Origin of the sequence: Paenibacillus sp. TC-CSREp1 (genome assembly GCF_050171015.1) — a bacterium.
GTDB lineage: Bacteria > Bacillota > Bacilli > Paenibacillales > Paenibacillaceae > Paenibacillus > Paenibacillus silvae.
Window position 1 is genome coordinate 1 of the sequence record NZ_JBNOKM010000030.1, and the last position, 10926, is coordinate 10926.

Annotated in this window: 7 protein-coding genes and 1 pseudogene; all 8 read left to right on the plus strand. The window is 49.6% G+C overall.

Going from position 1 to position 10926, the window contains the following annotated elements:
• Positions 1–327 precede the first annotated feature (327 nt).
• The 8 genes and pseudogenes from xylB to ACQSGY_RS28525 all read left to right on the plus strand — a co-directional run bounded on the left by xylB (position 328) and on the right by ACQSGY_RS28525 (position 10886).
• On the plus strand, positions 328–1821 hold the full coding sequence (gene xylB / locus ACQSGY_RS28490) for a xylulokinase (RefSeq protein ID WP_427181922.1): 1494 nt from the start codon (positions 328–330) through the stop codon (positions 1819–1821).
• A 127-nt stretch (positions 1822–1948) separates the two neighbouring features.
• Positions 1949–2770 carry a glycosyltransferase family 2 protein gene (locus ACQSGY_RS28495; RefSeq protein WP_427181923.1) on the plus strand — a complete coding sequence of 274 codons (822 nt, stop codon included), beginning with the start codon at positions 1949–1951 and terminating at the stop codon, positions 2768–2770.
• A gap of 20 nt (positions 2771–2790) precedes the next feature.
• Positions 2791–3294: pseudogene (locus ACQSGY_RS28500) on the plus strand (hypothetical protein); the annotation flags it as partial.
• Between the two features lie 429 nt (positions 3295–3723).
• Positions 3724–4794 (plus strand): glycosyltransferase, encoded by a 1071-nt coding sequence (locus tag ACQSGY_RS28505; protein ID WP_427181968.1) that lies wholly within the window; start codon positions 3724–3726, stop codon positions 4792–4794.
• A gap of 324 nt (positions 4795–5118) precedes the next feature.
• Positions 5119–5745 carry a bifunctional 4-hydroxy-2-oxoglutarate aldolase/2-dehydro-3-deoxy-phosphogluconate aldolase gene (locus ACQSGY_RS28510; RefSeq protein WP_427181925.1) on the plus strand — a complete coding sequence of 209 codons (627 nt, stop codon included), beginning with the start codon at positions 5119–5121 and terminating at the stop codon, positions 5743–5745.
• Positions 5746–5939: 194 nt separating this feature from the next.
• A complete protein-coding gene (locus tag ACQSGY_RS28515) occupies positions 5940–6893 on the plus strand; it encodes an alpha/beta hydrolase (RefSeq protein WP_427181927.1) in 954 nt (317 codons plus the stop codon).
• A 185-nt stretch (positions 6894–7078) separates the two neighbouring features.
• Positions 7079–9505: a YcdB/YcdC domain-containing protein gene (locus ACQSGY_RS28520; protein WP_427181929.1), complete on the plus strand. Its 2427-nt coding sequence runs from the start codon at positions 7079–7081 to the stop codon at positions 9503–9505.
• 253 nt (positions 9506–9758) lie between these two features.
• Positions 9759–10886 (plus strand): transglutaminase domain-containing protein, encoded by a 1128-nt coding sequence (locus tag ACQSGY_RS28525; protein WP_427181931.1) that lies wholly within the window; start codon positions 9759–9761, stop codon positions 10884–10886.
• The last annotated feature ends 40 nt before the right edge of the window (positions 10887–10926 follow it).

The following is a 10926-nucleotide window of genomic DNA, read 5'->3' on the forward strand; positions in this document are numbered from 1 at the left end:
CGGAGTGACCATTTATGCCGCCCCAAAAAGTTTTTTACTAACCAATGACAAGGTAGATTGATGTCATAGAATCCCCCATTTCCGCAAACGAGTACTGTTGTACCGTTTGAAGGAAAGGTTTAGAAGGCGGCATGCAAAACGAAGTGGGCAGAAAGAACCCGAAGAAGCGAAGCGTTCGCATTTACAACCGGATTTCCCCCTTGAGAAGGGAAAAGAAGAAATCCGGGGGTAAGGGGGATAGAAGGGTTTTCTGACCGCGGAGTGACCATTTATGCCGCAACCCAAAAGGTTTCCATTCAATCCTGTATAAACGAAAGGAGTCTACTTATGAGTTACGTTATCGGCGTCGATCTCGGCACGAGTGCGGTTAAAACCGTGCTGGTCAACCGCGAAGGAAAAGTGGCATTTGAAGCATCGGAGGCATATCCGCTTTACCAGCCCAAGGCTGGATATAGTGAGCAAAATCCGGAGGATTGGGTGGAGCAGACGATTGTATCGCTTCGCAAGCTGCTGGAGGTTTCCGGCGTGCAGCCATCCGAGATTGAAGGCATGAGCTTCTCCGGGCAAATGCACGGGCTGGTGCTGGTGAACGCGGAAGGCAAGCCGCTGCGCAATGCCATTCTGTGGAATGACACCAGAACGACCGTGCAGTGCCGCCGGATCGAGAAAGCACTGGACAGCAAGCTGCTCAGCATTGCCCGAAATCGTGCACTGGAAGGTTTTACACTTCCTAAAATCCTGTGGGTACAGGAAAACGAACCCGAATTGCTTGAACAAGCTGCTTTATTCCTGCTGCCAAAAGACTACGTTCGTTATCGCCTGACCGGTGATTACGCTATGGATTATTCCGATGCAGCAGGTACTCTGCTGTTAGACGTGACAGGCAAGCAGTGGAGCAAGGACATCGTAGCCGCATTTAATCTGCCGATGTCGCTATGCCCGCGCTTGGTGGAATCCTTCGAGCAAGTGGGCACGCTGCTACCTGACATTGCGGAGCAAACAGGCTTGGCGCAAGCGACAAAAGTATTTGCCGGTGGCGCAGATAATGCCTGCGGAGCAATTGGCGCAGGTATTCTGAGTGAAGGACAAACGATGTGCAGCATCGGTACGTCCGGGGTGGTTCTCTCGTACGAAGAACGGAAAGACCTGGATTTCGAAGGGAAAGTGCACTTTTTTAATCACGGGGAGAAAGATGCCTTCTATATTATGGGAGTGACGCTGGCGGCAGGATACAGTCTATCCTGGTTCAAGGACACCTTTGCAGCGGATAAATCCTTCGATGTGCTGCTGCAAGGCATTGATGAGATTCCGGCAGGAAGCAGCGGTCTGCTGTTTACGCCATATATTGTTGGAGAACGGACACCTCACCCGGATGCAAATATTCGCGGCAGCTTTATCGGCATGGATGCCGGACATCGTCTGGAGCATTTCGGGCGTGCGGTGATGGAAGGCATTACCTTCTCGCTGCGCGAGTCGATTGATATTTTGCGCGGCGCTGGCAAGACGGTGAACGAGGTCATTTCCATCGGTGGCGGTGCCAAAAACGAGGCTTGGCTGCAGATGCAGGCCGACATTTTCAATGCAACGATTGTGAAGCTGGAGAGTGAGCAGGGCCCGGCAATGGGGGCTGCGATGCTGGCTGCTTACGGCAGTGGCTGGTTCCCGTCTTTGCAGCAGTGTGCGGAAGCCTTTATTCGTCCTGCGAAGTCTTATGTCCCTAATCCAGAGACAGTGGCTGTATATGACGGTTTGTTCGCTCTCTACCAAGAGGTGTACGGGCAGACACGCGGCTTGAATGATCGACTGGCGGCATATCGTTAATCAGGAACAATATTAGGTACCTTCTTCTTATATCATATTCAGTTAATTTGGGATAAAAGCAAACATTTCAAGAAGCATTCGCTTAGAGCGGGTGCTTCTTTTTGTCGTTAGCATATTGGCTGGCATTTTGAAGCATGATGACCTGCATATCTGGATTCCGGCTTCGCATAGATTAGGTATAGACCGTTTGGATTGTCACAGCGAAGTTAAGCGCGGGGGTGAGGTTTTGGATGAACAGGAGCATTTTGCGAGAAACAGACCGCACATCACCTTGTCAATGATTGTTCGCAATGAGGAGAAGCGTTATCTGAGACAGGCACTGGAGACGCATCGGCCATGGATTGATCGGGCTGTCATTATTGACGATGGAAGCACGGACGGAACGGCTACCATGTGCAGGGAGCTGTTAGAAGGAATTCCGCTGGTGCTGGTGGAGAATCCGGTATCTCGTTTTTCCGATGAAGTGAGGTTAAGAAAGCAGCAGTGGGAAGAGACGATTGCGGTCAACCCGGAATGGATTCTTAATCTGGATGCGGATGAGATTTTAACATCGGATTTCGGCGAGCTGCGGGATGTGTTATTAAGCGGCCCGGAGGAAGCGATATATTTCCGTTTGTTCGATATGTGGAGTGAGACAGCGTACCGGGAGGATGCGTTCTGGCAGGCCCATGCGTATTATCGGCCCTTCCTTATTAAATATCGGCCCGGTATGGTTTACGAGTGGAAGGAAACACCGCAGCATTGCGGACGCTTTCCGCTAAGCATCCAGCATCTGCCTTACGCATGCCATGTACCGCGGGTGAAGCATTACGGCTGGGCCAGGGAGGAGGATCGTGTCCGCAAATACGTCAGATACCAGACACTCGATCCGGAAGCACAGTACGGCTGGAAAGAGCAATATGAGTCCATATTGGATGCAGAGCCGAGGCTTATTCCATGGAAGGATTAAGGTTGAAGGGAGAGAGCTAGTTGAAGAAGGAACCGAAGGGAAAACCATCGTTTCAGCCAAAGGATGCGAGTATCACCCGAGATAACCGGGAGCGTATTTTGATTGCAAGTCCTGTACGGCAGACGGCTGCTGTACTGCATGAATTCCTGGATTCATTACAGATGCTTGAACGGGTAACGGTGCAGACGGACTATTTATTTGTGGATGATAATGAGGAAGAGGCCGCCTCCCAGATGCTGCTTGATTTTGTGCATCGACATGAGGGTACCGGCGAGGTGATCCCTGCCCGTGAGTTATTTGATGATGAGCACGCGGACGATCAGGGTATTTACGCCAAGGACGAAGGAGGACATTATTGGAAAACAGAGCAAATCTGGCGTGTCGCAAGGCTGAAAAATAACATTTTGCAGTACGCCCGAGCGCATGAATATGATGCTGTGTTCCTGATTGATTCCGATCTGGTACTGCATCCGCGAACGTTGGAACAACTGGCTTCCAGCGGGAAAGAAATTATATCCAACATATTCTGGACTCGCTGGCAGCCCGGAGCCAAGGAAATGCCGCAGGTATGGCTGCAGGATGAGTACGCGCTCTATCGGCGGGGTGGGCCAGCCTTCCCGGGTGCAGCGTCGGAGGACGAGGGAGAGCAGACAAATGCTTTTCTGAACCAGCTGCGTATCCCGGGGTGTTATGAGGTAGGCGGGTTAGGTGCCTGTACGCTTATTCGACGTTCTGTGATTGAAGCGGGGGTGAATTTTGACCGTATTCCGAATGTGTCTTTTTGGGGAGAGGATCGTCATTTCTGCATTCGCGCCCAGGCATATGGATTCAATCTGTTTGTGGATACCCATCTGCCAGCATATCACATCTATCGTTTATCAGAACTGCCAGGGGTGGCGGCCTATAATCGCAGAGTCAGACGAGGCGAAAAGACGATTACCATTACCTTGTGTATGATTGTGAAAAATGAAGAAAATCCCCTCGCCCGCTGCCTGGACTCGGTGAACGGTGTTGCCGATGAGATTGTTATTGTGGACACAGGGTCCACCGACCGTACACGTCAGATCGCATCCCGCTACACGGACTGTATTTATGATTTTGAATGGATAGACGATTTTGCTGCGGCCCGTAATTTTGCCTTTGATCAAGCATCTTGCGAATACATACTGTGGCTGGATGCGGATGATGTATTCGAAGCAGAGGATCGGGCGAAGCTGATTGCCCTGAAGCATTCTCTTGATCCGGCGGTGGATAGTGTGACGATGGATTATAACCTTTCGTTTACCGCCGAGGGGAAAGTGGCTTACAGTCTGCGGCGGAATCGGCTGGTGCGGCGTGATCGGCAGTTTCGCTGGATCGGGGCGGTGCATGAATATCTGGCTGTAGCGGGGCATCTGCTGCATAGTGATATCGCGGTGACACATAAAAAAGACAAGGAATACACCGATCGCAATCTGCGTATTTATCGCAAACGGGAGCAGGCCGGGGAAGAGTTCTCACCGCGGGATTTATACTATTTTGGCAACGAGCTGAAGGATCACGCTCAGTATGAGGATGCCATAACCTATTACGACAAATTTCTCGATACCGGATTAGGCTGGGTCGAGGATCAAATTACAGCTTGCCAGAAAATAGCAGATTGTGAAGCGGCAATGAAACGCCCGGAGCAGGAAGTAAGAGCGCTGTTCCGCTCCTTTTTATATGATCTGCCGAGGGCGGAGGTTTGCTGCCGTCTGGGGGGGTATTTTGCAGACAGAGAAGATTACCGCAAAGCGGTGTTCTGGTATGAACAGGCTGTTCAGGCAAGCCGCCCGGCTGATCCGATGGTCGTGCTGAACGAAGCAGCCTGGACCTGGATGCCGCATCTGCAACTATGTGTATGTTATGACCGGATGGGCAATCGCGCGAAGGCCAAGGAGCACAACGATATTGCGCTGGCTTATCATCCAACGCATCCAAGCATGCTGTATAATGATCAGTATTTCAAGGATTTGCAGCAGGAAAACGTACTGGAGAACGCATAAGCACCATTCAACGTAAGTTTAGGGATAAGCATGACGATATGATTGTGCTAGGCATGGAGTGTCAGAAATATGTACTATACATGGTCTGTTTGCATTTTTGAGCCTCTTCGCTGGAAGGGGTTTTTGTTTGTTTGAAAAAAGAAAATGAGCTGCTCGTATCTATTCGCAATTTGCTTTGATCTTTGATCCTGCAGGATGAGATGGATTAATGTATTTCAACCAGGAGAGAATATGCATTACAATAGTGAGTAACGGAGAAGCGGTGAACACGATGACGGGTCCTCGGCTGCCGAAATTAAACGAAGCAAGGGGAAGTGAGTGGAGATGAAGCTGACCGAAATCCTGTTGGAATCCAGACTTGTGGCCATCGTACGCGGCATTAGCCGGGAAGAGGCGGTGACAGCTGGCCAGGGCATGACGAACGGAGGTATTCGCCTCATGGAAGTGACGCTGAACACGCCGAATGCACATCAGATTATTGCCGATTGGCGTGAACGTCATGAAGGACAAGCTTATATCGGTGCAGGTACAGTGCTGAACGTAAGCATGGCGAAAGAAGCTGTCGCAGCTGGCGCACAATTTCTGGTGTCTCCCAATGTCGATCTGTCTGTCATTGAATATGCTGTAGAACACGGCATAGACATTTGGCCAGGGGCGATGACACCAACGGAGATTGTTGCTGCGTATGAGGCAGGAGCACAGGCAGTGAAGCTGTTTCCGATGGCCAGTCTGGGCATTCCATATTTGCGTGAGATCAAGGCACCTCTGGATCATATTCCACTATTGGCCACGGGTGGAGCGACATTGGAGAATATTGCGGCATATTACGCAGCGGGCGCAGCCGCAGTAGGCTTGGGCAGTGCGCTTTTACCTAAAGAAGCCCTGGTATCAGGAGATATAACTCAGATTGCCGATCGAGCTCAAGCATTTGTAGAAGCGGCAAATAGATGATCGATTCAGAGTCAGAGTAGAAGAAAGTAAGGCAGAGTAAAGCAGTACGGCGTACAGAAACATTGGGTATATATATTAAAGCCTTATACTTAGATAATCCATATTTGTTACAGAAAATGGGTGTTTTTAACGTGTAGTTGATGTTGTTGTTGTATGATGAATGTATGTCAGAAGCCGGGAAGGAGAGACGCCTTGTGAAAGCGAGAACGATGATTGGTAGTATGCTGGCTGTGGCTGCAGTAACCGCGGGAGGATTATGGCAGGCGGCGGTCAAAAGCCAGACCCCCAAAAAAATTCCGATTACGATGAAGCCACCAATGCCCTTCGAGGATATTACGTTTGAAAGTGGCGGAGGACAGGTGCAGGGCTGGTTCATTCCGGCAAAATCCGATGTTCCCGAGCCATGGCCGCTTGTCATTATTGCACATGGATGGGGCTCCAACCGTTCCCGTGTGCTGCGATACGCACGTCCGATCTGGGAAGCCGGATATGCGCTGCTCATGTATGATGTACGCAGTCATGGTGCCAGTGACCCGGTTCGTGCAGCATCAGCCTATCTGTTTCGGGACGATCTGCTGGCTGCACTGACTTACGTAACTGGCAGACCCGAGATTAACCCTGAAGCTGTCGGTGTGTTAGGACATTCGCTGGGCGGACTGGGAACAATTCTGGCACTGACAGAAGGCATTCCGGTATCGGCTGTGATTACCGATTCAATGCCATCACAGTTTCAGGTTATCGTTAGTTCGGAGCTGAGACGACGGCGTCTGCCCTTGTTCCCGCTGGCACAGGTCATACCACGAATCTGGTTTTGGCGTCTGGGCGAGTCCCTGAAGACCTATCAGCAGAATGATCCGGTGATGCTGCTTAACGAACGACGAAAAGGTATGCAGCTGCCGCTGCTCATGGTACATTCCAAAGGAGATAATTTCATCCCGCCGAGTGAACTGGAATATTTTATGTCCAAGGCCGATCCGCCTGTAGAGCATCTTTGGGTCAACAGTGATGGTCACAGCTGTTCCGAGGAAGACCCGGCCTTCTGGGACACGGTTATTCCGTTCCTCAAGTTGCATGTTCGTTCCGTGCCGAACGAGACTGTACAGGATCACATAGAAGCGATGCAGGACAGCAAAACAGATGTATCCTGATGCAGCAGCGGATAAGGAATAATGAGAAAACGCCAACTTGATTGGCGTTTTTTTGTTGTGGCAATAAACTATAACAAAAATTCACAATTGTAAATTACCCGGAAAACAGCGATTAAAAAGGAAGCTTATGGTATCATAGAGTTGAATGGCAAAATTCATGCAAAAGTATTCATCATGCATTCCGCATGAAATCGAAGGGAGAGGTAACCATTTTGAGTTGGGATTGGAACATGAATGGAAGGCTTAAAACGTTCACTGCCAAAGCCGCAGCCACTGCGATGGCGACACTGCTGTTTACGACACAGGCGCCGGGTTTGACAGGCAGCGCATCCGCTGCTCAGGCTGGAGCTGGCTCAGTGAATGAAGCCGTAACGGGGGAAAATGATCAACAGGATGCAACAAGCAATGACGTGCCGGAGGGTGCAAAGATTTCATCCAGGCAAGCCGCTGACAATATATTAAAGCTGTTTCCAATGTTAAAAAAAGCGACGATCTCGTCCGCAAAATTTGATTCGCCAAATTCGTATCCACCGCCAGATTACAAGGCTTGGGATATCGGATTCCAGATTACACAAGGCAACCACTCCATGGGCTTCAGTGCGAGTGTACACGCAGGTACAGGGGAAGTGCTGAGTGTGCATCTGCCATCTGAATGGTTAGAGAATCAGCTGGAGGCTTCCGATGTTCGACTGAAGAAGGAGGAAGCTGAGAAAACAGCTTTGGAGCTGTTGTACAAGGCCATTCCCGGACTTGAGGCAGATGAGTATGTGAATCTGAGTGAACTTTATTCACCAATGGAACAGGAAGCACTGTTTGGACACAAGCAATATCAGTTTGGCTATCAGCTCAAACATGACGGCATCTTATCAGAGGCAGAGAAGGTCTACATAAGTGTGGATGAGAGGGGACAGGCTACAGCTTATTCCCGCACAACCACCTCGGCGAAGTATCCTTCCTCCCAGCCTAAGGCATCGGAGCAGAAGGCAAGAGAGGTTTTTGAGAAGGAGTTCGAAGTGGAGCTGGCATACATCTCCAAGAACCGTTTTTCTTCCAAGCCAGGTCAGCCCTATGTTCTCGGTTATTTGCCAAAGGGCAGCAGCATGGGACCGATCAATGCCGATACATTAGAGCGAATTGATTCATTGACGGGTAAAGCTGAGAAAAAGAGCAATGAAGCGCAAAATAAAAAAGTGACGGGCACGGCATCGGCTTTTACAGCAGCAAGCGGTTCACGTTTGAATGTACAGCAGGCGGCAGAACGGGTTGCAGCCCACTTTGAAATACCGAAGGATTACAAGCTCGATCACAGCCAGTTAAGTAAAGGATATTATGGCAGCACGAGCAATCAGGTATGGAGTCTGAGCTGGAGCAATCGCAATGCTAACATCTCGTATATGTTCATGCGTGATATTTCGGCTCAGGTTGATGCAGTGACTGGTCAGATTTACAGCTATACCTTAATGCAGCGGGTCGGACCAGAGATGGGTCAGGAGAAGCCGGATCAGGAGAAGCAGCATAAGGAGCTTACTGCACAGCAGGCGGAGAAGCTGGCAATGAATACGATAATCTCCGTTGTCCCGAATGCCAAGGAGCAGTTCCAGCTGAACAGAGTTATTGAAACGGACAATGCCCGTACGTTCCTGTTCCAGCGTTATTTGAACGGCATTCAGGTTCAGGATGACACGGTACAAGTGCAGGTCATGAACGACGGAGCGATTACTGAGTTATACACGCACATCGCGGCAACGTCTGAACAACTCCCGGCGAGTACCAAACCGGAGATTAGCCAGGAGCAGGCCAAGCAGCTTTATTTGCAAAAGTACAAATTGATGCTGAATTACGCCCAATATGGCGGGTACAGCCTGGGCCGTAGCGAACCTGTACCTTTTGGTATTAACCTGGCTTATGTGCCTGCCAGCGATATGAAATCGATCTATAATCTGAACGAGATGCTGGATGCCAATACAGGGGATTGGTTCTTCATGTATGGCGGAGCAGGTTCAACACCTCAAGCAGAGCCGACAGACATTACGGGTCATGTTGCTGAATCAGCTTTGCAAAGCATGGTCAAGCACAGAGTCCTGCTGCCAGATGAGCAGGGACGTGTATTCCCGGATCGGGTTATCACCCGCGGGGATTGGTTCAATTATTTGGCGCGGGCAATCAATCCGGACATGGATATGTATTATAACAGCGACAGCAATGACAAGCTTTTTGCTGACGTAACGATAGACAGCCCGTATTACAAGTCGGTAAAAATGCTGATGGATCAGCGCTGGCTTGGCGGAGCAGATGCCGAGAAAAAACTGAAGCCCGAGGAAGAGATGAATCGCGAAGAACTGGCGGTACTCCTTGTACGCATTCTGCGTTACGAGAAGCTGGCTGGATTCTATGCACTGCCATCCGATCTGCCTAACATTGCAGATGCCGGTGCGATCAGCAACAAGGGAGCGGTAGCGTTAAGTCTCAAGCTTGGATTGCTGCCTTCCATTGAGGGAAGATTCATGCCTGCACGTAAAGTAACGGTAGCTGAAGCGGCTCAAGTCCTTGAACGGCTTGCCAAGCTTCAGGGCAAAACAGACCACTTTATGAGTGGCAGTCGTCTCTATTAATATCAGACAGACGTTCTATGCACTACCATCCTTCTGCCATCTTGCAGTCACTGCTCATATTTTACGATGATAGGACATAGGATGAAAGAAGCGGGAAATGTGATGGGTGATTAATCAAAGATCGAGGGACCTTCCGCGGGAGGGTCCTGTTTCTTTTGACCATGTAAAAATAAGAAATATAGAACAGGGAAAGCAAGAGGTTTTATGATACAATAAGTCATGATCATCTAGTGAAGAGGGGGGGGTTCCTTTCATGGGCAAAAAGGGTAGACGAGTGATTACCTTATTACTGGCAGGTTGTCTCGTTGCGGCCTGGCTGCCGCATACAGTTGATTTGGATCAATTATATGCCGCCTCAGGTAATTCGGAACTGTCCACAGCGACGGATTTGCGTCAGACGTTGTTAAATGCGATGTCACAGCGCACAGAGGAACTGGTGTTTACCTACAAGGGCAATGTAAAGGGCCTGAAGAAACAGCTGCAAACCTCCATCGACGAAGCGATGAAGAGCGACCCCTATATTCAATATACGGTGAAAAGCTATGCGTTTAACTATAAAGGCTCGAATACTTCAGCCGAGGTCCATGTGACGCTCTCTTATCGTGAGACGAAAGCACAGACCGATTATGTGAATCGTAAAGTCGCTAATGTACTCAAAGAAATAATCAAACCCGGCATGACCAGCCATGAGAAAGTGAAGGTTATTCATGACTGGATTGTGCTGAATCTCTCTTATGATACTTCTTTGAAAAAATATACAGCATATGACGGACTTGCCACAGGCAGTACCGTATGTCAGGGATATTCCCTGCTTGCTTATCGCATGCTGGAGCGTGTGGGAATTGAAAATCGCATTGTCGAAGGAACAGCAGGTGGGCAGCTCCACGCCTGGAACCTGGTAAAGCTGGACGGCAAATGGTATCACATGGATACAACCTGGGATGATCCAACCCCTGACCGCAAAGGCGTGGTGAGTCACAATTATTATTTGTTAAGTGACAAGGAAATGGCGCGTGATCACGTCTGGACAGGCAAAAACAAGTATCCTGCGGCATCTGCGCCATACCGTGATGCACTGCTTCAACTGGTGAAGGCTGGAGGAAGCAAGCAGGAGGCATATGAGAAGCTCTATCATGCACTGGAGTATTCCTTATATGATGAGCAGGATGCTGTTAAGGAACGGAAGGTGCTGCAAAGCAAAGTTCAAGCTGTACTGAAAGAAGGCGGTACGTCGCTGACGTTCAGGTATAAAGGCACCGAGAGCAGTCTGATCAAAGATTTGCAGGACTTGTACCAATTGGGCATGAAATCAATATCTTATTTTGTCTCTAAAATGGACGGCACTTCAGACCTGCGTGTCAAAATTACCTGGACCTTATAATAGAGAGCATACAGCCAGGTTACAACATCAATTAAGCTTC

Bases quoted from the DNA above. Each gene is read 5' to 3' on its own strand.
- ACQSGY_RS28520 (WP_427181929.1), top strand. From the start codon at position 7,079: ATGAAATCGAAGGGAGAGGTAACCATTTTGAGTTGGGATTGGAACATG.
- ACQSGY_RS28525 (WP_427181931.1), top strand. From the start codon at position 9,759: ATGGGCAAAAAGGGTAGACGAGTGATTACCTTATTACTGGCAGGTTGT.
- xylB (WP_427181922.1), top strand. From the start codon at position 328: ATGAGTTACGTTATCGGCGTCGATCTCGGCACGAGTGCGGTTAAAACC.
- ACQSGY_RS28505 (WP_427181968.1), top strand. From the start codon at position 3,724: ATGATTGTGAAAAATGAAGAAAATCCCCTCGCCCGCTGCCTGGACTCG.
- ACQSGY_RS28510 (WP_427181925.1), top strand. From the start codon at position 5,119: ATGAAGCTGACCGAAATCCTGTTGGAATCCAGACTTGTGGCCATCGTA.